We start from the raw sequence: 20,438 nt of genomic DNA on the forward strand, positions 1-20,438 counted from the left end.
AACCCGCCATGTCCGACACCCAGGGTGTACGACCGCAGTCCGCCGCCGAGATCAGCGACTGGGACCACGAGGCCGATGTCGTCATCGCCGGTTACGGCATAGCCGGTGTGGCCGCCGCGATCGAGGCGGCCGAGGCCGGTGCCGATGTCCTCGTGCTCGAGCGCACCGGCGGCTGGGGCGGCGCGGCCTCGCTGTCGGGCGGATTCATCTATCTGGGCGGCGGCACTCCGCTGCAGAAGGCCCTCGGTTTCGAGGACACCCCGGAGAACATGGAGAAGTTCATGCTGGCGGCGCTCGGGCCCGGTGTGGACGAGGCCAAGATCCACGACTACTGCCAGGGCAGCGTCGAGCACTACAACTGGCTTGTCGCCCAGGGGGTTCCGTTCAAGGAGGAATTCTGGGGCGAGCCCGGCTGGGAGCCGCCGCACGACGAGGGCCTCATGTACTCCGGCGGCGAGAACTCCGCCCCGTTCAAGGACATCGCCACCCCGGCTCCGCGCGGGCACCTGCCGCAGATGCAGAACAAGCGCATCGGCGAGCAGGGCGGCGGCTACATGCTGATGAAGCCACTCACCGATACCGCCGAAAAGCTCGGAGTGCGTGCGGAATACGACATCCGGATCCAGCGCCTGATCGTCGGTGACGACGACCGTGTGGTGGGCGTGGTGGCCAAGCGCTACGGCAAACTTCTCAATATCCGGGCGCGGCGCGGCGTGGTACTTGCCACCGGCAGTTTCGCCTACGAGACCAAGATGATCGAGGGCTACGCGCCCCGGCTGATCGGCCGGCCCGCCGCCGCGATCGAGGAGCACGACGGCATCGGTATCCGCGTCGCCCAGGCCCTGGGCGCCGAGCTCGCGCACATGGACGCCACCGAGGTGGCCTTCTTCGGTGATCCGCAGACGATGGTGCGCGGCATCATGGTCAACGGACGCGGCCAGCGCTACATCGCCGAGGACACCTACCCCGGCCGGATCGGCCAGGCCACCCTCATCCAGCAGGACAATCAGGCCTTCCTGATCATCGACGAAGAAGGGCTGGAAGCGGCGCAGAAGACCGAGACCAGCTCCCCGTACTTCCGGCAGCCCCCGACCTGGGCGGCCGAGACGGTCTCCGAACTCGAATCCGATATGGGCCTGCCCGCGGGTTCGCTGCAATCCACCGTCGAGGTCTACAACCGCCACGCCGAATCCGGCACCGACCCGTTGCTCGGCAAGAAGGAGCAGTGGGTCAAGCCGATCGGCACCCCCGTCGCGGGCTTCGACATGCGCGGTTTCACCGCGGGCTTCACCCTCGGTGGTCTGCGCACCGACCTCGATTCCCGGGTCATCCACGTCACCGGCGATCCGATCCCCGGCCTGTACGCGGCGGGTCGCTGCACCTCGGGCGTGTGCGCGGGCGGTTACGCCAGCGGCACCTCACTCGGTGACGGCAGCTTCTACGGCCGTCGCGCCGGCCGCGCCGCCGCCGGCGACGGTCCTGCTTCGAACTAACTAAGGAACACCATGCGCTTCGGCATCGTCCTGTTCACCAGCGATCGCGGTATCACCCCCGCCGCGGCCGCCAAAGCCGCCGAGGAACGCGGATTCTCGTCGTTCTTCGTGCCCGAGCACACCCACATTCCGATCAAGCGCGAGGCCGCGCATCCGCTGACCGGCGACGAGTCCCTGCCCGACGATCGCTACATGCGCACCCTGGATCCCTGGGTGGCGCTCGGCACCGCCGCGGCGGTCACCGAACGCATCGAGTTGTCCACGGCGGTGGCCCTTCCGGTCGAGCACGACCCGATCACCCTGGCCAAGACCATCGCCACTCTGGATCATCTGTCCGGCGGCCGGGTCAGTCTCGGCGCCGGATTCGGCTGGAACACAGACGAACTCGCCGATCACGGCGTGCCGGGCAAGAAACGCCGGACGGTGCTGCGCGAGTACCTGGAGGCCATGCGTGCCCTGTGGACCCGCGAAGAGGCCAGCTACGACGGCGAATTCGTGAAGTTCGGCCCGAGCTGGGCATGGCCCAAGCCGGTGCAGGCCAAGGTTCCGGTGCTCATCGGCACCGCCGGCACCGAGCAGGGCTTCCGCTGGATCGCCCGTTCGGCCGACGGCTGGATCACCACCCCGTACGAGACCGAGACGCTGCTGGAACGGCTGCAACTACTGGCCAAGGTGTGGCAGGAGTCGGGCCGCGAGGACACTCCGCGCGTGGTCGCGCTGGACGGTAAGCCGGATGTCGATCGGCTGGCCACCTGGAAAGAGGCCGGCGTGACCGACGTACTGTACGGATTGCCGGACAAGTCCGAAGCCGAGGTGCTGGCCTATCTCGATCGTCTGGCCGGCAAGCTGGCGCCGGCCGGACTGGGCGTCTAAGAGGAAGTGAGCCGAAGACGTGCGTATCGCCCTGCTGTCCTACCGCAGCAAGACCCACTGTGGCGGGCAGGGGGTGTATGTCCGGAAGCTGAGTCACGGCCTGGCCGAACTCGGCCATGAGGTCGAGGTCTTCTCCGGTCAGCCGTATCCGGAACTGCTCGACCCCCGGGTGCGGTTGACCGAGGTACCCAGCCTGGACCTCTATCGCGACTCCGATCCGTTCCGCACACCGCATCCGCGGGAACTCCGCGATCGCATCGATCTGCTGGAGCTCGCCACGATGTGGACCGCCGGATTCCCGGAACCGCGCACGTTCAGCATGCGCGCGGCACGCCTGTTGCGTTCGCGCGCCGCCGATTTCGATGTCGTCCACGACAATCAATGTCTGGGCTCGGGTCTGCTCGACATCGCGCGGCAACTGCCGCTGGTGGCCACGATCCATCACCCGATCACCCGCGATCGGGAGGTGGACCTGGCGGCGGCGATATGGCGGCGCAAACCGTTCGTGCGCCGCTGGTACGGCTTCCTGGGCATGCAGCAGCGGGTGGCGCGCACGATCCCGGATCTGATCACCGTTTCGTCGTCCTCGGCCGCCGATATCGCCGACGACTTCGGCGTGGACGCCTCCCAGCTGCGGGTGGTTCCACTCGGCGCCGACACCGAGCTGTACCGGCCGCGCGAGCGCCGGGTGCCCGGCCGGATCGTCGCGGTGGCCAGCGCGGACAAGCCGCTCAAGGGGATTTCACATCTCCTGCAGGCCCTGGCGCGGCTGCGGATCGCCCATGACGTTCATCTGCAGTTGGTGGCCAAACTCGAGCCCAATGGCCCGACCGAGAAATTGATCGCCGAACTGGGTATCTCCGATATCGTCACGGTTTCGAGCGGCCTGTCGGACGAGGCGCTGGCCGAGCTGCTCGCCTCGGCGCAGATCTCCTGTATTCCGTCGATGTACGAAGGCTTTTCGCTGCCCGCCGTGGAGGCGCTCGCCAGCGGAACCGCGCTGGTCGCCAGCCGCGCGGGGGCGCTGCCCGAGGTCGTCGGCGACTGTGCCGAACTGGTGGAGCCGGGCAATGTGGACGAACTGACCGCAACCCTCGGTTCACTGCTGGACTCTCCGCGCCGGGTGGACGAACTCGGCACCGCCGGACGGCACCGCGCCCTGACCGTCTTCAGCTGGGAAGCCGTTGCGGCCCAGACCGTCTCGGTCTACGAACAAGCGATCGCCCGCCGCCAGGGCACCGACCTGACCCCCACCACACAGGAGGCGAACGTATGCTGACCGTCGATTTCGACCGTTTGGGTGTCGGACCGGGCGCCCGGGTCATCGATGTGGGTTGTGGCCAGGGCCGCCACTCCTACCAGGCATACCGGCGCGGCGCCGATGTGGTCGCCTTCGATCAGAACGCGGGCGATCTCGCCGATGTGAAGATCATGTTCGGCGCCCTGGCCGAGGCCGGGGAGGCGCCGGAGTACGCCATCGCCGAGACCGTCCAGGGCGATGCGCTGGCGATGCCGTTCGAGGACGGTGAATTCGATGTGGTCATCGCCTCGGAGATCCTCGAGCACATTCCGGCCGACGAGGCCGCCATCGCCGAACTGGTCCGCATCCTCAAACCCGGTGGCGCCCTGGCCGTCACGGTTCCGCGCTGGCTGCCCGAGCGCATCTGCTGGGCGCTGTCGGACGAATATCACGCCAACGAGGGCGGCCATGTCCGCATCTACAAGGCCGACGAACTGCGTGCCAAGGTCGCCTCGCGCGGTATGCGGTTCATCCACAGCGAGCACGCCCACGCCCTGCACGCCCCGTACTGGTGGCTCAAGTGCGCGGTCGGTGTGGAGAAGCCGGATGCGCTGCCGGTACGGCTCTATCACCGAATGCTGGTCTGGGACATGATGAAACAGCCGCGCCTGACCCGAATCGCCGAATCCGCACTGGATCCGATGATCGGCAAGAGCGTCGCGCTGTACTTCACCAAACCGGCGGTATCCGGTGCCCGCCGCTGAGCTGCCCTCGATTCCCGGTGTCCTGACCTCCCACCAGATTCTGCGAACCGCCGAATCCATTGCCGCACAGCAGTACGGCGACGGGGCGATTCCCTGGTTCCGGGGCGGGCACACCGATCCCTGGGACCACGTGGAATCGGCGATGGCGCTCACGGTCGCCGGACTGCACGATGCCGCCCGCGCCGCTTACGGCTGGTCCGCGGACACCCAGCGCGGCGACGGTTCCTGGCCGATGCAGTTCCGCGGTGACGTGATCGAGAATCCCGATACCGACACCAATTTCTGCGGCTATGTCGCCACCGGTATCTGGCACTACTACCGATGCACGGGTGATCGCTCGTTCGTGGATTCGATGTGGCCCACCGTGCGGGCCGCGATCGATTACGTGATCTCGATGCAGCAGGGCGGCAACGGTGAGATCCATTGGCTGCGAACCGAACACGGAACCCTGCCCGAGGCCTTGCTGACCGGCTGCTCGAGTATGTTCCACAGCATCGGCTGCGGACTGGCGATCGCCGAACTACTCGGCATCGAACAGCCGGAATGGGAGGTCGCGGCGCTGCGCCTCGGCCATGCCCTGCGGCATCATCCGGAATCCTTCGCCGAGAAGGACCGGTACTCGATGGACTGGTACTACCCGGTGCTGTGCGGCGCCCTGCGAGGTGACGCCGGGCATGCCCGGATCGCCTCGCGCTGGGACGATTTCGTGGTCGGCGACATCGGCATTCGCTGTGTGGCCGACCGCCCGTGGGTCACCGGCGCGGAAACCTGCGAGCTCGTACTCGCTCTCGACGCCCTCGGCGACGACGACCGGGCCCGCCGCCTGCTCGCGAATATGCAGCACCTGCGCGAGGACGACGGATCCTATTGGACCGGGCTGGTTTTCGCCGACGGCAAACGCTGGCCGGAGGAACAGACCACCTGGACCGGCGCCGCGGTGGTGCTGGCCGCCGACGCCCTCACCCGGACCACCGGCGGTAACGACATCTTCCGCGAGCTGGTCCCCGTCGCCGACCTGCGCACCGGACTCACCTGCGACTGCGCCCACTCCCGGAGCTGAACCGGGGAAGTTCCGTCGATCGTTCGCACCTGCCACCGTCCGGGTAACGCTGTTGCCAGAAGCTCTACCCCGAGCAGCCCACCCCAACGACGCGACCTCCCCACCCAACGCGCCCCGGCACGCCACCAGCGTTTCCGAGGTAGTGCTCCCCGAGTGGGTTGGCGGCCGTCTCGCCGTTGGGGTGCCGCTGCGTACGCGACGAAGGAGCAAGCAGCGGTACCCCAACGGCGAGACCACTGGGCCGCCGACCCCGCCGGAGCGAAGCGGAGGCCAAAAATACAGCCAATACCTTTTGGGGAAGTGCTCCCCCGAAGCTCTCGGCCGAACGTCTCCCGCCAGCAGCTACGCGCGGCGCCCCGGGCCCGCCATCACACGCCCAACTCAGCCTTTACCCCCGCACCCCGCCGACCGCTCCAGCAACCGCAGCGACCCCACTGCCGCGACCTCGCGGAAGTTCCCGCTGTCGAGGGCCTTGCGATAGATGTGGAACGGGGCTTGACCGCCGTCCTCGGGGTTCGGGAACACATCGTGGATCGCCAGCACACCGCCCGCGGCCACCCAGTGCGCCCAGCCGTCGTAGTCGCGCTGCGCCGCTTCCTCGGTGTGCCCGCCATCGATGAACAGCAGCCGGATCGGACTGCACCAGTGCCGGGCCACGGTGACCGAGGACCCCACCACGCCGATGACGGTATCGGTCAATTCCGCGCGCACCATGGTCCGGCGAAATGTGGTGACGGTATCGAAGCGGCCGGTTTCCGGATCGACGAGTGAGGTGTCGTGATATTCCCAGCCGGGCTGATGCTCTTCCGAACCGCCGTGATGGTCGATCGTATAAACAGTGGCACCGGTTTCCCGGGCGGCCGCGCCGAGATAAATCGCCGATTTCCCGCAATACGTTCCGATTTCCACGACAATTCCATCGCCGGCATATCGTTTGACGGCCTTGTACAGCGCTCGACCCTCGTCTACCGGCATGAATCCGATCGCCTGCTCGGCCAGTTCGAACAATCGCTCGGTGTCCGCGGAAATTACCGAATCGGCGCGAGTCATCTGGAGAACACCTTTCCGTACCCATCCTCGGCGCCATCGGTCAGCACATATGCGAGCGGGATACAACTATTTGTGATTTTGCGACCATATCCGCTCGTAGACGGCTATGCGAGTTGCTATCGAAGCTTCATGATAGTAGCATCCGGACACGTGTCCGATCCCATTTCCACCGAGCCCACTCCGGTGAATATGGAGGCTACTCGCCGCCGCCTCACCGAGAAGCAGGCCGATACCGTCGACCGGTTGACCAAGGCCGCGTTGGAAGTGCTGTCACGTGAGGGCTTCGCCGGCCTCACCGTGCGCATGGTGGCCGCGGCCGCCGGCGTGGGCACCGCCACCGCCTATACCTACTTCTCCTCCAAGGAGCACCTGGTCGCGGAGGTGTTCTGGCGTCGGCTGGCTGCCGACCCGCCACCGGATCCCGCGGCAAGTGCCGACAGTACCGCGCGCGTGGTCGCGGTACTGCGCCAGATCGCCATGCTGGTCGCCGACGAGCCGGCGCTGGCCGGAGCGGTCACCAGCGCCCTGCTGGGGACCGACCCCGATGTGGCCCATCTGCGCACCCGCATCGGGACCGAGATCCGCCGCCGCCTGCTGGACGCACTCGGCACGGATGCCGATCCCGATGTGGTGGAAACCCTGGAACTGCTCTACGCGGGTGCCCTGGTGCGCGCCGGCGTGGGCTATGCCTCATATGCCGAAATCGCCGATCGGCTGGAGAAATCCGCCCTGCAAGTTTTGCAGAACTGATTCCCAGAATTCCGCCCCGCCCGTTCGCACCTGTCTCGTAGACGATTACGAGACAGGTCCCCCCGTGTGGGTTTCGGCCCGCCTCGATTCTGGACTGCCGGAGCGGGGGAGCGAAGCGGAGGAGCGGAGAAGGGAAGAATCGAGGCCCAGAGGGCCGAAACCCCGCCGAAGCGAAGCGGAGGCAGATATTACAGCGTCGCCTCGATGGCGGCGACAATACTCGGATCCTGCGGTTCGGTGCGCGGCCGGAAGCGGCCGACGACCTTCCCATCGCGATCGACCAGGAATTTCTCGAAGTTCCACTGGATATCGCCCGCGCCGCCCTCGGCATCGGCGGTCTGCACCAGCTCGCCGTACAGCGGATGGCGATCGTCACCGTTCACGTCGACCTTGGCCAGCAGCGGGAAATCCACACCGTAGGTGGTCGAGCAGAACTCCTGGATCTCCTCGGAGGTCCCGGGCTCCTGCCCCATGAACTGATTGCACGGCACCCCGATCACGGTGAAACCGCGCGGGCCGTAGGTCTGCTGCAACTCCACCAGACCGGTGTACTGCGGCGTCAAACCGCATTTCGAGGCGACGTTGACCACGAGCAGCGTCTTGTCGCCGGCGAGTCCGGCCAGCGTCGCTGAGTCGCCGGCGAGGGTCTGAACGGGAATTTCACGAATATCGGTCACAGTCGCCGATCCTAGGGGGATCTCCGATCTCGCGAGTGCCGCTCTCGTGGCCACCATGAGTCACCGCGGCCATGTCCCGGCCAGGCTCCAGACCGCTCATCCACCGGAGAACTGCAACCTGTTCTACGATGTGACCCAGCGAACACTGCTGGTCATCGACAGGAAGTCGATGCCGGACCTCGTCCCGCGGATCGATTTTCCAACGCCGCGTCTTCACCATTATTAGAACTTGTTCTACAGTGATCTGAGGCACGCTCCCGCGCCGAGCGCAGCCGCGATCAGCCGCTACCACTTCGAAGATGAGGTAACCGAACATGACCGACACCAGCGCAGCCGATTACATCGTCATCGGCGCGGGCAGCTCCGGTGCCACCGTCGCTAGTCGGCTCGCCGAGCAAGGCGCCAGCGTCATCCTGCTCGAGGCCGGCCGCAAGGACAACACCAAGCTGGTCAGTGTCCCCGGCATGATCACCACGGTGCACACGGTGCCGCAGCTCAAGCACCAGGTGACCTGGTCGCAGTACTCGGTCCCGCAGAAGCACGCCGCCGAGCGCCTGATTCCGATGACGCGCGGCAAGGTGCTGGGTGGTTCCAGCTCGGTCAACGGCATGCTCTTCGTGCGCGGCAACAAGGCCAACTTCGATTCCTGGGCCGCCGAGGGCTGCGAGGGCTGGAGCTACGAGGATGTGCTGCCCGCCTACAAGCGCCTCGAGAACTGGGAGGACGGCGCCACCGATCTGCGCGGCGCGGGCGGCCCCATCGAGGTGACCCGGCAGCAGGAACTGACCCCCATCGCCAAGGAGTGGATGGAAGCCGCGGCCGACACCTTCGGCGTCCCGGTCATCGAGGACTACAACGGTGAGTCCCAAGAGGGCATCAGCATCTTCCAGCAGAGCGTGAAGGACGGACTGCGCTTCAGCTCCTCGCGCGGCTTCCTCACCAACCGGCCGAACCCGAACCTGAAGGTCGTCACGCATGCGCACGTGGCGCGCGTGGTGATCGAGAAGGGCCGGGCCACCGGTGTCGAGGTCATCGAGAAGAAGGGCCGCCGGATCATCCGGGCCAACAAGGAGGTCGTTGTCTCCGGTGGCGTGATGGGTTCGGCGCACATCCTGATGCTGTCGGGTATCGGTCCGGCCGGTCACCTGCGCGATCTCGGCATCGAGGTGAACGCGGACCTGCCCGTCGGCCAGAACCTGCACGACCATCTGTTCGTCCCGATGACCTTCGTCTCCAAGAAGGCGCTGCACCGCGGTATTCCGACGCACTTCGCGGCCGGGTTCCTGAAGGAACTGCGCAAGCCCGGCAGTTCGTGGATGGGCCGCACGGTGTTCGAATCCGTCGGTTTCGTGCGGACCTCGTTCGCCAAGGACATTCCCGATATGCAGATCCACACCCTGCCGTGGAGCTACCCGTCGCCCAACCAGGACGAGGACAAGCTGCATCTGGTGGACCGCCGCGAGGCGATGACCGTCTTCCCGACGCTGATCTACCCCAAGAGCCGCGGCGAACTGCGGCTGGCCTCGACCGATCCGCTGGCCTCACCGCTGATCGACCCGGGCTACCTGTCGGATCCGGCCGATATGGACTTCCTGGTCGAGGCGATCGGCATGATCCGCGAAGCGGCCGCGCACAAGGGCATCGCCGGCGACATCACCGAGGAACTGTCCCCCGGCCCCGCCTACACCGACGAGACCGCGCTGCGCCGCGAACTTCCGATGCGCGTCCACTCGGTGTACCACCCGGTCGGCACCTGCCGGATGGGCGTGGACGAGCGCGCCGTGGTCGACCCGCAGCTGCGGGTGCGCGGTATCGAGGGCCTGCGCGTCGCGGACGCCTCGATCATGCCGAGCATCACCGGCGGTAACACCAACGCACCGTGCTACATGATCGGCGAAAAGGCGGCCGAGTTCATCAACGCCGCGGTGTAATCGCGGTGAGTCGAGCGAACCCCGGTTGTGATCCCCGATCACGACCGGGGTTCGTCATATCTGGCCGAGATCGATTTCCACGGGAAACGGAGCGGCCGCCACGACTGTGCCCGTACCCATTTCGCCCGTCCGATAGGTCCGGGTCGCCAGAATCCGGGCAGACCGGTTGTGCCGCTTGGACGCGCTGGGGCGCACCACAACCATCCCGTCCACAATCTCGATGCCCGCGCACTGTCCGTCGGACCAGGAATCGTATTCCGCCGCCGTGATCTGCTGGTGCATCCACGCGGGCGTGACGGTCTCGACACCGCTCCTCCCGGGCACTCGGGCCTGATCCAGGCGGGTTCAGTGTTCGGAACGGGCCATTGTCAAGATGGGCAACCTCGGCGATGCGTCTCGGACGAACTCACCGATTCTCGAGACGTGTGTCGCTCACCTGGACGTCGAGGCCAGCGCGGCGGGGTGCGAGCCGGTGTCGGCGATGCACGGAAAGCGGTCAGCGGGTGTCTCTCGTAATGCCCGCACGACCGCCGCGCACCGGCAGGAGGCTGCGAGCGCTGTCGGCGTCGCTCGTGCAACCCGGAATGCGCTGTGGCAGAACGGATGTCATGATCAGTTCTTCGTGCTTCGCTCGGTCGGGCCGAATATGTTCGGCCGCAACATCTTCGGCCCGTGATCACTGGCGTAATCCGAAATCGGGCATGGATGGCGGCTCCTGGGCTCGGGAGGATGCCGATCGTGTTGCCTCCTGGCACGCGGGGCAGTTCGCGGGGGTGTCGGCGTCGGGGTCGTGGCCGAGGGTGGTGAGTATGTTTCGGCAGCTGCTGAGCATGTCGCAGGTCTGCGGGGTGCAGTGGGCGTGGCGTTCGGCGTGGATTTCCTTGTGCATCCGCTCGGGTGAGATCGGGTTGCCGAGCGGACCGTGCAGGACCGGATTGCCCATCGGCGGTCAGATTCCGAACCGCGGGCGATCGGCGGGCTGCATCGCACCGATCGCGACGAGCCAGAGTTTGGCCTGTAATTTACTGGCGCACACCGTGATCGGGCAATCGATGTGCTCCTGCATGATGCGGTGGGCGAGCGCGGTGGTCATGGTGGGCAGGGCGCTGTGGTCGATCGGTCGCACACCGTACATGGGTTCACGCCTTTCGGACATCGTGAGGGATACAGCCGGGCAATGGCTGGAACCCCCGATGGCCGGGGCCATTTTTCGGCCATCACCTTGCGGCGTCGGTGCTACGCGGTAATGTCTTGGTCGTAGTCGCGTCCGGGGGCAACGGTTGCGCGACTTGATGATTCGGGTTTCCCGGCCATCGGGGTGAATTCAGAAGACCATCGAATGAGCCGGTGCTACAAGAGCGCCATGCATATGCGACGAAGGTTCTGCGACGGCCCAGAGCGGTTCGCACGGGGGTAGCCGATTTCATGCCTCGTGCAAACGGCGACCGCTCATGATGCAAGCGAGGAAACCGTGACGAATATCGGTGAGGACCAATCGACCACCCTGCCCCGCCGCCAACTGGGGCGGTATCTGAAGGACGCCCGCTTGGCAGTGGGGCTCAAACTCGAAGATGTCGCCCCGCTCATGCAGTGGTCGGCGAGCAAGCTTTCCCGCATCGAATCCGGAAAGTCGCCTGCCATCCGCGTTCTCGACGTGGAAGCGCTGTGCCGGATCTACGAGATCGACGACCCCGAGGTGAGTGCCGGACTGCTCGGCCTCGCCAAGCAGAGCACCGGAACGAGCTGGTGGCAGGCGTTCGATGATGTGATCTCGGGGAACTTCGACTTGTATGTGGGGCTGGAGTCGTCGGCACAGCAGCTGTCCATGTTCCAGCCACACATCGTCGCTGGTCTGCTGCAAACACCCGCCTACGCTCGTGCAGTCGAGCAGGGGTACTACTCCGACATCAGTGAGCAGGAATTGGAGCGGCGAATCCAGCTCAGAATCAAGCGCCAATCACTGCTGAACCGGAAGTTCAAACCTGTAGCCGTAGACTTCGTCATCCACGAATCCGCGCTGTGGACTGTCGTGGGCAATGGGAAAGTCATGGCGGCTCAGTGCCACCACTTGGCTAATCTTCCGGTGAACGTCGAGGTGAGAGTGCTGCCCTACGATGCCGGATTTCCCGCAGGCCTACCGACCGGACCATTTGCCATCCTCGACTTCGGAACCGACTCGAAAGGCCGGGAAACATCACCGACTGTCGTGTATGTCGAGTTGTACGCAGGCGATCTATATCTCGAGCGGCGGAAGGATGTAGCCAGGTATCGTCAGGCCTACAGCGCCACTCTAAAAGCGGCACTTGATGTTCCAGACAGCAAGCGCCGCTTGCGGCAGATAGCAAGGGAGCACGAACGGTGAACGTGAGTCTGACCGAGGCCAAGTGGTTCAAATCCAGCCGCAGCGGCGGGGGTAAGGAGTGCGTCGAAGCCGCGTTCCTCGACAGCGGCCTCGTGGGCATCCGCGACTCCAAGAACCCCACCGGCCCCGCCCTGATCTTCACCCCCACCGAATGGGACGCCTTCACCACCAACCTCCGCAACGGCATCCTCGACCAGGGATAACACCTCGCTCCGGACCGCACGGCCCAACTCACCACGAGTTATCCTCGTGCTCAGCCGCTTTCGCGCTGGCACTGGCTCGCCGAATCCGCGCACAGCCCGATTCCGACGAGTCCACCAGATCGAACCACAGGCCAGGAGCTGCTGATGAGCTTCGCTGAACGTGTCCGCACCGAGGGACACGCTCAGGGGCGCTTCGAGGGACGGGCAGACGCACTGATCGAAGTGCTGACGCTCGAATACCGTCGACGAAATCTTCACCTGAACCAGGTCGCCGGGCGACGCGCACCCGAGTCTCAGCGCCGCCGCAACGGATCACCGCGCGGCGCGCGCGGACCGGCCCCGCACGAGTCCCCAGGCGATGAACACGACGGTGAGGACGGCGGCCGCGATGCCGAAGGTCAGTGAGCCGATGGCGAGGATGATCGGAACACTGAGTGCGGTCAGCATGCCGCCGCCGAGGAACGGTTCGTAGAACAGCTGCTTGTAGCCGTATCCCATTGCGGCGCCCGACGTATGAGCCGGATCGGCCATCTCGACGAGCACGAATCCGGTGGCAACGGTGCATTGGGATTGGCCGTAGTCGGCGATGCCGCGGGTGAACCATTGATCCGGGAACAGGCGCGGACCCAGCGACAGCAACGCGGTCATGCTCCAGGCCAGCGACAGTACGGTCAGTATCGCGATCGCGGGAATGTTGGCGCCGATCGTGGCCAACGACAGCGTGCCTATCGCGGACGCGATCAGGATGTCGAGCGACAGCCCGGTGAAATCGTTGACCATCCGGCGTTCGATGAGCTTCTCCCGCCCGGTCCGGGTCAGCACCATCTGCACGATGAAGCCGCCGATGACGGTGAACGGGAAGAGTGGGAACCGGTCGAACAGATCCGTGCCGAACGCACCGGCCAGAGCTCGCAATCCGGTCAGGATCAGGAATCCGAGGAAGATCGCGATGGCGATCGCTCCGGCAGCCCGGCTCAGTGCTCCGAGGCCCGGGTCTTCGACGGTGTCCCCCTCATTGGGCGGTATATCGCTGAGGCGGCTGGCGGCCGAGCGCCGGTCGGTGTGTTCGCGGGCGACGTCGATTCGCGGATTGCGGATGGCCCAGTTCACCAGCAGCGTGCCGCTGATGACGCCGGTCAGAATGCTGATCGTGGCCAGGCCGAGGCCGATGTCGGCGACCTCGCCGGCGCCGGCATCGTCGAACAGGCCGCGCATGCCGGCGATGGTTCCCAGGCCGCCGGCGAACGACATCTCGATGATCGAGCCCGCCGCGTCCGGCAGATCGAAGACGGGCTCGAGCAGCAGCGCGACCACCACACCGCCGATCGCGAACTGCCCGAAAGACAGGATGGTGCCGAGAAATACGTGCGGTGCGGCGGTCGACCAGATCTTTCCGATCGACGGCAATGTCTTGCCGATCATGATGCCGGCGAAGACGACATTGATCATCAGCGCGGGCATGAGCCGCAGAATGTCGATCACCTCGGACGGAATCAGGCTCCACCCGTTGCTCACCTCACCGAGGACCTGCGGGCCGGTGAGCAGGATGAGAAACCCCGCGAGCACGCTCGCCGGAATATAGAACGCCGACAGCGCGGGAATCGCGCGCCGCAGCAGCATCCCGCCGATGAGCGCCATCGCCACGAAAACGAGGGACAGGCCTACCCACTGTGCGTCCGTCAGCGACTCGTACACAGAAGCCCCTTGCCGGTCGAGGCTGGTCGTCGTCGAACCGTACTCCGAAGCCGGACGTCGGAGAGGGGCTCGGCGCGGCGTGTCACGCGAGCGGCGAACCGATCTCGTATCGCAGCGATTTGACCCAATGCTTTGCACAATGCAACTCTTGCTTTATGCAAGAAGACCAGCGGTCGGTCGCGGCGGTTCACGATGCCGCCGCGGTCGGGCAGAACATGACCGCCGATGTCGCCGCGCTGGAGGCGCTGACCCGGGTACTGGTGTCCATCGCCTGGGACAGCGCGCACGCGGCACCGCCGGGAGTGACATTCCCGCAGATGCGATTTCTGCTGATCCTGCAAGCCCTCGGCCGGGTGTCGTCGTCGCGGCTCGCCGGTGCGCTGGGGGTCAACGCCTCCTCGGTCACCCGGCTGGCCGACAAGCTCGAGGCACGCGGTTATGTGGTGCGCGGGACCGACTCGCACAACCGCAGCGTGGTCACCGTCGAGGTGAGCGCGTCCGGTCGCGCGGTGGTGGATCAGGTGCTGCGCCGCAGGCAGGCCGCCTTCGGGTCACTGCTCGACGAACTCGACGCCGGCGCGCGAGCACAGATCGTCGACGCGGCGCGCGAGCTCGTACGGGCCGCTGCGGCAACACCTTTCGTCTCCTCGACCGGCCCTGGTTCGCTGTGAGCGCCCGGCATCCGCGCGCCACGCATCTCGGCGATTTCCAGGTCGGCCCGCGATTACTCGTGATCGCCGGACTCGCGATTCCGGTCGGCGGCGCGGCCGCACTGGCGGCGTACGCGCTGTTGCAGCTCATCGGGCTGATCACGAATCTCGTGTTCTACCAACGCATCAGCACCGCGATGGTGGCACCGGGCGCGAGTCATCATCCATGGTGGCTGGTACTGACCGCACCCGTCATCGGTGGGCTGATCATCGGTGTGATGGCGCGCTACGGGTCGGAGAAGATCCGTGGCCACGGAATGCCCGAGGCGATCGAGGCCATCCTCATCGGCGGGTCCCGGGTGGCGCCGCGGGTGGCCCTGCTCAAGCCGGCCTCGGCCGCGATCAGTATCGGCTCCGGCGGGCCGTTCGGCGCCGAGGGGCCGATCATCATGACCGGCGGTGCGGTGGGTTCGATTCTGGCGCAGCTGCTGAAACTGTCCGCCGACGAACGGAAGACACTGCTGGTCGCGGGGTCGGCGGCCGGGATGGCGGCGACCTTCAACGCGCCGCTGGCCGCGATTCTGCTGGCGGTGGAACTGCTGCTGTTCGAATGGCGCCCGCGCAGTTTCATCCCGGTGGTCGCCGCGGTCGTCACCGGAACCATGTGCCGCTGGGCACTGCTCGGCAACGGTCCGGTCTTCGCCGCCGGAACCGACGGCGGCAAACCGGGCGCGCTCGCCGACGGTCTCGCGCTGATTCCGGGCATCACCGGCGGACTGCTGGCCATCGCCGCGACCGCGCTGGTGTACTTCGCCGAGGACAGCTTCGCCAAGATTCCGGTGCACTGGATGTGGTGGCCGGCGATCGGCGGGGCGATCATCGGTATCGGCGGACTGGTCGAACCGCGCGCACTGGGTGTGGGTTACGACGTGATCGATCAACTGCTGACCGGGCACGCCACCGTCTCGCTGATCGTCGGAATCCTGGTGGTGAAGACCCTGATCTGGTCGCTGTCACTGGGTTCGGGCACCTCGGGAGGTGTGCTGGCCCCGGTCTTCATGATCGGCGCGGCCCTGGGCGCCGCCGAGGGCGGACTGCTGCCGCACGTCACCGCGGGCTTCTGGGCGATGTGCGGACTCGCGGCGGTGGTCGGCGGCGTGATGCGCTCCCCGCTGACCGGCATCGTGTTCACCGCCGAGCTCACCCAGGCCTGGAACGACGTGCTGCCGCTGGCGGTGGCCTCGGTATCGGCCTACGCGGTGTCGGTGCTGCTGCTCAAGCGCTCGGTGCTCACCGAGAAGATCGCCCGGCGCCGGTTGCATCTGACCCGCGAGTACAGCACCGATCCGCTGGAGACCTTCTTCACCCATGAGGTCATGACCGCCGATCCGCTGGTCCTCGACATCGATGAACTCGTCGAACCCGCCCTGCCGCGAACGCATTACGCGGGCCTGTATCCCGTGGTGGACGGATCCGGTGAGCTGGCCGGGGTGACCACCCGCCAGGTTCTGCAACATCACCTCGGCGACACCGTCCGGGCCGCGACCCTGCCCATCCGGGCCTCGGTCCATCCGGACAACACGCTGCGCGAGGTCGCCAACGCACTGGCGCTGGCACATGTGACCGCCGCCCCGGTCGTCGACCGCGACGATCCCGCGACGCTGCGCGGTGTCGTCACCCTGGAACAACTCCTGCACGCTCGCCGCCGCGACCTACACGAGGAGCACCACCGCGAACGCCTGCTGGTGGTGCGCGAGGATCGGCTCGCGGACCCGAAGGAGACCGTCGTCGCCTGACCGGCCCGCCGGCCGCACGGACTCGATCCGCCGCTCCCCCGGTGTGGATGCCCCGCACCGAGCCGTGCGCGTGGAACACTCGCGCTGTGGACGAGTCGTTCGGGCGGCGAGTGGGTTTCGTGGCGAACCTCGGGCCGGGCTGGTTCGCCTCGGTCATGGCGACCGGTATCGTCTCGCGGGCGGTCGGGGCCGCGGGCTGGTCCTGGGGCGGATCGGCACTGCTGCTCATCGGCCTGATCGCCTATGCGGTACTGCTGATCGCGACCGCGCTGCGCATCGTCTACCACCGCGACCGCGTGATCGCCGACGCGGTGAATCCCGCCACCGGCTTCACCTACCTCGCCTTCGTCGCCGCCACGGGTGTGATGTCGGCGGGCCTGTCCCGGCACGAGTGGGTGGGCGCGGCCCTGGTCCTGCTCGCCGTAGCCGCCGTCGCCTGGATCGTGCTGTGCTACGCGGTGCCCGCGTTGCTGATGCTCAATCATGGCGCTCCCACCGCGGTGACCGGTGCGAACGGCACCTGGTTCCTGTGGGTGGTCGGCACCCAGTCGGTGGCCGTGGCCGCCACCGTCCTGCCGCATCCGTGGGGCCAGCGTCTCGCGGTACCCGCGCTGCTGTGCTGGTCGGTGGGTGTGGTCCTGTACGGAATCGTGGCGACGGTGGTCCTCGGCAGCCTGTTCAGCGTCGCCATGACCGCGGAACGCCTGGCCCCCACCTACTGGATATTCATGGGCGCCACCGCGATCAGCGTGCTGGCCGGAACCCAGATCCTCGATCAGGACACGGTGCATCTGATCGCCACGGTGCGACCGATGCTGGAGGGTTCGGTGCTGGTGCTGTGGGCCTTCGGCAGCTGGCTCGTGCCGCTGTTGCTGGCCGCCGGCATCTGGCGGCATCTGGTGCGGCATTTCGGCCTGACCTACGAACCGGGTCTGTGGAGCATCGTCTTCCCGGTCGGCATGTACGGCGTCGGGACCGCCGAGCTGGGCCGGGTCACCGGTGAGCAGTGGATGGTCGACTTCGGTCACGCCGAGGCCTGGGTGGCCCTGGCGGTGTGGGCGGCGACGGCCACGGATCTGATCATCACCCTGATCCGGCGCCGGAGTCGTCGTGAATCCGCGGGCTGAGCTCGCGAACTTGTACCGCACGGTAGCCTTGTCCGCGGACGTACATTCCGGCGGGAGGAGCCGGAACAATCGAACGGGAGATTCACGGTGACCTCGCAGGAGGAATTCCTGCGCCGCGTGCGCGATGCCCTCGAGGCGCTACCCGATGACGAACGCACGGTTCCGGTGCCACGCAACTACCAGCGCAATTCCCCGGTGACCTCGGCCGCCGACCAGGCCGAAATCGTCGAATTGTTCACGGCGCGCCTCAAACATCATGGGGCCGAGGTCCATCGGGCCGAGCCGGACGAGGTGCCGGCGATCCTCGACCTGGCCCTGCGCACCCACGGCGCCACTTCCGCACTCGCCCCCGACGGTCTACCGGAGGATTGGCTGCTGTTCTGGTCGGCCGACGCCGCGCATCGGGTGCTGGACGATCAGCCACAGCGCTCGATCCTGGATCGGGAACGCACCGATGCGGTCGTGACCGCCTGCGCCGGCGCGGTGGCCGATGCCGGGACGCTGATCCTCGACGGCGGCCCCGGCCAGTGCCGCCGCGACGCGGCCGTCCTCGCCGATTGCCACATCTGTGTCGTCCGGGCCGAACAGATCGACTACTCCTTGCCCCAGGCCCTCGACAAACTGGATCCGCGCCGCCCCATCACCTGGTTCGGCGGCCCGGCCGTCATGACCGATCCGGAGGCCGAGTCCGCACGGGTCGGCGGCGCCATCGAGGAGACCGAACGGCGCCTCGTCGTCGTGATCGTCGGCTGAGACGTCCGTCACTCCAGCTCAGCCTGCAAGCGCGCGTTAAGGGCGCGCCAAGCCCCGCACGGCATTGTCGTCTTCGACACCGAGAGTGCTCCTGCCGTGAGAGGGGGCGGCAGGATCATTCCCCGGTTGTACGGCCTGATGGGGTCGAAGCGTCACCACGCGGAGTTTCCCCATCAGGCCGCTTCGTACCGAGTCGATCCGTTCGGTCTGTCCACGAGGGGTGACAGATCGGGCGGCTCGTTCGCGTCGGCCCGCCGCCCGACCGGCGGCAACGGCGCGGGCGCCGAACTCGAGTAATGATGGAGTCATGGAAACAGCGGTGGTCTTCGTCTTGGCTTGCCTGCTCTACTGGCTCGGCCTGAGCTGAACCCGCGGGAGGACCGGGGCCGGACGTTCATCGGAGCGCGCCGACCGGTTGCCCCGCCGGGTCCGGGCCACCCTGTGCCGCAGGCACTTTCGTAATCCGAGCCGCCGTGGCCGCCGGCGTGGCGCCGGCGGCCGGACGATCAGCGGCCGGTGGCCAGATTCGCCCCGCCGGTGACGTCCAGGACGACACCGTTGACGAAGCCGTTGGTGGCCAGCATGTGGACCGCCCGCGCCGGTTCATCCGGATTGCCCACCCGGCCCACCGGGGTCGTCCCGGCGAGCCCGTCGAACAGGGCGCGTCGCTGTTGTTCCGGTACCCGCTCCCACCATTCGGTATCGATGACTCCGGGCGCGACCGCGTTGACCCGGATCGGCGCCAGCTCCACCGCCAGCGGCGCCACCATGGCATTCAGCGCGCCGTTGATCGCGGCCAGTCCGGCGGTACCGGGGAAGGCGGCATGGGCCGAGGCCGCGGTGATCAATGTGATCGATCCGTTCGGTTCCAGCTGCGGCAGTGCGGCTTTGACGATCCGGATCTGCGGCCAGAACTTTCCGTCGAAACCCGCGGCCAGCTGGTCGAGATCTAGCTCCGCGAAGGAGCCGCTCCCCGCCGAACCACTCACCGCGATCACCAGATGGTCGATCGAGCCGGATTGTCCGAAGAAGGCCTCGATCTGTGCCGGATCGGTCGCGTCGAGCCGGTGACCGGTGGTCTTACCGCCCAACCGGGCCACTGCGGCATCGAGTTTGTTCTGATCACGGCCGGTGACGACGACCTCGGCGCCCGCATCGGCGAACAGGGTGGCGGTGGCCTCGCCGATCCCCGAACTGCCGCCCATGACGACGACCCGCGGAGTGCGACTGGTGGTATGCGGAGCGCTCATTGCTGCTCTTCCTGTCCTGTACAAGTTGTCGAGACTGATAGTCTCGACAACGAGGGTAGCCGGTAATCTGTTCCCAGGAGCCGTCATCGATGGGAGGTGCTCATGGGACCGCAACGGCGAGAACCGGATTCCCCGTCCGCACCCGCTCGCGCGCACACCGGGCGGCGCCGCAACGAGGCCACCCACCGCGCGATCCTGGACGCGGCTCTGCACCTGCTCGCGGCGTCGGACGAACGACCGGTCACCGTCGACTCCATCGCGACGGCGGCCGGGGTCGGCAAGCAGACGATTTATCGGTGGTGGCCGTCGAAGGGCTCGGTCCTCCTCGAGGCACTGCTCGACCGTGCCCGCCGCGACGTAGCCGAACCGGACACCGGTTCGGTACGGACCGATCTACTGGCCGTCGTCGAGTCCACTTTCATCGGCGCCCAACATGATTCGACAGCGCCGGCGCTGCGCACACTCGTACGCGAAGCGGCGCACGACACACATCTGGCCGAACTGCTCCACGACTTCACCGGTATCCGGCGGGCGGCGACGCACGGGATTCTGCGGCGCGGCGTGACACGCGGCGAACTACCCGCCGATACCGATATCGCGCTGCTGGTGGACCTCTTCTACGGCCTGTTCTGGTACCGCTTCCTGCTCGGCCACGAACCACTCGACAACGACACCGCGACCGCGCTGGTCGACACCCTGTTACCTCTCGACACGCGCGATTGAAGCTCGCGACAGACCACGGCGACAGTCCGCACGCGACCGGC

21 protein-coding genes are annotated in these 20,438 nt (G+C 66.8%); 14 read left to right on the forward strand and 7 right to left on the reverse strand.

The annotated features are described in order from the left end of the window. Positions 1-8: 8 nt before the first annotated feature. The 5 genes from AB0L57_RS05395 to AB0L57_RS05415 are packed head-to-tail and all read left to right on the forward strand — an operon-like array spanning position 9 to position 5,430. Positions 9-1,493 carry an FAD-dependent oxidoreductase gene (locus tag AB0L57_RS05395; protein ID WP_364957584.1) on the forward strand — a complete coding sequence of 495 codons (1,485 nt, stop codon included), beginning with the start codon at positions 9-11 and terminating at the stop codon, positions 1,491-1,493. A gap of 12 nt (positions 1,494-1,505) precedes the next feature. Then, positions 1,506-2,366 (forward strand): LLM class F420-dependent oxidoreductase, encoded by an 861-nt coding sequence (locus AB0L57_RS05400; RefSeq protein WP_364957587.1) that lies wholly within the window; start codon positions 1,506-1,508, stop codon positions 2,364-2,366. A gap of 19 nt (positions 2,367-2,385) precedes the next feature. Then, positions 2,386-3,645 (forward strand): glycosyltransferase family 4 protein, encoded by a 1,260-nt coding sequence (locus tag AB0L57_RS05405; protein ID WP_364957590.1) that lies wholly within the window; start codon positions 2,386-2,388, stop codon positions 3,643-3,645. Next, positions 3,639-4,370, forward strand: coding sequence for a class I SAM-dependent methyltransferase (locus AB0L57_RS05410; protein ID WP_364957593.1), 732 nt, complete (start codon positions 3,639-3,641; stop codon positions 4,368-4,370). Before AB0L57_RS05405 ends, AB0L57_RS05410 begins: the two co-directional genes overlap by 7 nt. Beyond that, a complete protein-coding gene (locus AB0L57_RS05415) occupies positions 4,357-5,430 on the forward strand; it encodes a prenyltransferase (protein ID WP_364957596.1) in 1,074 nt (357 codons plus the stop codon). Before AB0L57_RS05410 ends, AB0L57_RS05415 begins: the two co-directional genes overlap by 14 nt. 381 nt (positions 5,431-5,811) lie before the next feature. On the opposite strand, the gene AB0L57_RS05420 is transcribed toward AB0L57_RS05415, so the two are convergent. Next, entirely contained in the window at positions 5,812-6,480 is a 669-nt protein-coding gene (locus tag AB0L57_RS05420; RefSeq protein WP_364957599.1) for a class I SAM-dependent methyltransferase, read from the reverse strand. Between the two features lie 183 nt (positions 6,481-6,663). Between AB0L57_RS05420 and AB0L57_RS05425 the strand changes: the two genes are divergently transcribed. Continuing rightward, entirely contained in the window at positions 6,664-7,230 is a 567-nt protein-coding gene (locus AB0L57_RS05425; protein WP_364959248.1) for a TetR family transcriptional regulator, read from the forward strand. Positions 7,231-7,418: 188 nt separating this feature from the next. Here AB0L57_RS05425 and AB0L57_RS05430 read toward each other — a convergent pair whose 3' ends face one another. After that, positions 7,419-7,907 carry a glutathione peroxidase gene (locus tag AB0L57_RS05430; protein WP_364957602.1) on the reverse strand — a complete coding sequence of 163 codons (489 nt, stop codon included), beginning with the start codon at positions 7,905-7,907 and terminating at the stop codon, positions 7,419-7,421. A gap of 314 nt (positions 7,908-8,221) precedes the next feature. On the opposite strand from AB0L57_RS05430, the gene AB0L57_RS05435 reads away from it, so the two are divergent. Beyond that, positions 8,222-9,838, forward strand: a complete 1,617-nt coding sequence (locus AB0L57_RS05435) for a GMC family oxidoreductase N-terminal domain-containing protein (protein ID WP_364957605.1) — start codon at positions 8,222-8,224, stop codon at positions 9,836-9,838. 54 nt (positions 9,839-9,892) lie between these two features. On the opposite strand, the gene AB0L57_RS05440 is transcribed toward AB0L57_RS05435, so the two are convergent. The 3 genes from AB0L57_RS05440 to AB0L57_RS05450 form a co-directional block, all read right to left on the reverse strand. Beyond that, positions 9,893-10,162: a hypothetical protein gene (locus tag AB0L57_RS05440; protein WP_364957608.1), complete on the reverse strand. Its 270-nt coding sequence runs from the start codon at positions 10,160-10,162 to the stop codon at positions 9,893-9,895. 352 nt (positions 10,163-10,514) lie between these two features. Next, positions 10,515-10,781 carry a hypothetical protein gene (locus tag AB0L57_RS05445; protein WP_364957611.1) on the reverse strand — a complete coding sequence of 89 codons (267 nt, stop codon included), beginning with the start codon at positions 10,779-10,781 and terminating at the stop codon, positions 10,515-10,517. A 6-nt stretch (positions 10,782-10,787) separates the two neighbouring features. After that, positions 10,788-10,973, reverse strand: coding sequence for a hypothetical protein (locus tag AB0L57_RS05450; protein ID WP_364957614.1), 186 nt, complete (start codon positions 10,971-10,973; stop codon positions 10,788-10,790). A 336-nt stretch (positions 10,974-11,309) separates the two neighbouring features. Here AB0L57_RS05450 and AB0L57_RS05455 point away from each other — a divergent pair, with 336 nt between their 5' ends. Together AB0L57_RS05455 and AB0L57_RS05460 are read left to right on the forward strand one after the other, a co-directional pair. Next, a complete protein-coding gene (locus AB0L57_RS05455; RefSeq protein ID WP_364957617.1) occupies positions 11,310-12,200 on the forward strand; it encodes a helix-turn-helix transcriptional regulator in 891 nt (296 codons plus the stop codon). After that, positions 12,197-12,403, forward strand: coding sequence for a DUF397 domain-containing protein (locus AB0L57_RS05460; RefSeq protein ID WP_364957620.1), 207 nt, complete (start codon positions 12,197-12,199; stop codon positions 12,401-12,403). The genes AB0L57_RS05455 and AB0L57_RS05460 overlap by 4 nt, the downstream gene beginning before the upstream one ends. Before the next feature lie 312 nt (positions 12,404-12,715). Here AB0L57_RS05460 and AB0L57_RS05465 read toward each other — a convergent pair whose 3' ends face one another. After that, positions 12,716-14,098, reverse strand: coding sequence for a sodium:glutamate symporter (locus tag AB0L57_RS05465; RefSeq protein ID WP_364957623.1), 1,383 nt, complete (start codon positions 14,096-14,098; stop codon positions 12,716-12,718). 155 nt (positions 14,099-14,253) lie between these two features. Between AB0L57_RS05465 and AB0L57_RS05470 the strand changes: the two genes are divergently transcribed. From AB0L57_RS05470 to AB0L57_RS05485, 4 genes are all read left to right on the forward strand, one after another. Further along, positions 14,254-14,769, forward strand: coding sequence for a MarR family transcriptional regulator (locus AB0L57_RS05470; protein WP_364957626.1), 516 nt, complete (start codon positions 14,254-14,256; stop codon positions 14,767-14,769). Beyond that, on the forward strand, positions 14,766-16,544 hold the full coding sequence (locus AB0L57_RS05475) for a chloride channel protein (RefSeq protein ID WP_364957629.1): 1,779 nt from the start codon (positions 14,766-14,768) through the stop codon (positions 16,542-16,544). The genes AB0L57_RS05470 and AB0L57_RS05475 overlap by 4 nt, the downstream gene beginning before the upstream one ends. Before the next feature lie 86 nt (positions 16,545-16,630). Beyond that, positions 16,631-17,671: a tellurite resistance/C4-dicarboxylate transporter family protein gene (locus AB0L57_RS05480; protein ID WP_364957632.1), complete on the forward strand. Its 1,041-nt coding sequence runs from the start codon at positions 16,631-16,633 to the stop codon at positions 17,669-17,671. Between the two features lie 87 nt (positions 17,672-17,758). Then, complete coding sequence (locus tag AB0L57_RS05485; protein WP_364957634.1) at positions 17,759-18,424, forward strand: LUD domain-containing protein; 666 nt, start codon at positions 17,759-17,761, stop codon at positions 18,422-18,424. 506 nt (positions 18,425-18,930) lie between these two features. Here AB0L57_RS05485 and AB0L57_RS05490 read toward each other — a convergent pair. Next, complete coding sequence (locus tag AB0L57_RS05490) at positions 18,931-19,674, reverse strand: SDR family oxidoreductase (protein ID WP_364957637.1); 744 nt, start codon at positions 19,672-19,674, stop codon at positions 18,931-18,933. Between the two features lie 102 nt (positions 19,675-19,776). Here AB0L57_RS05490 and AB0L57_RS05495 point away from each other — a divergent pair, with 102 nt between their 5' ends. Next, on the forward strand, positions 19,777-20,397 hold the full coding sequence (locus AB0L57_RS05495; protein ID WP_364957640.1) for a TetR/AcrR family transcriptional regulator C-terminal ligand-binding domain-containing protein: 621 nt from the start codon (positions 19,777-19,779) through the stop codon (positions 20,395-20,397). The last annotated feature ends 41 nt before the right edge of the window (positions 20,398-20,438 follow it).

Origin of the sequence: Nocardia sp. NPDC052254, from assembly GCF_040679495.1 — a bacterium.
Lineage (GTDB): Bacteria > Actinomycetota > Actinomycetes > Mycobacteriales > Mycobacteriaceae > Nocardia.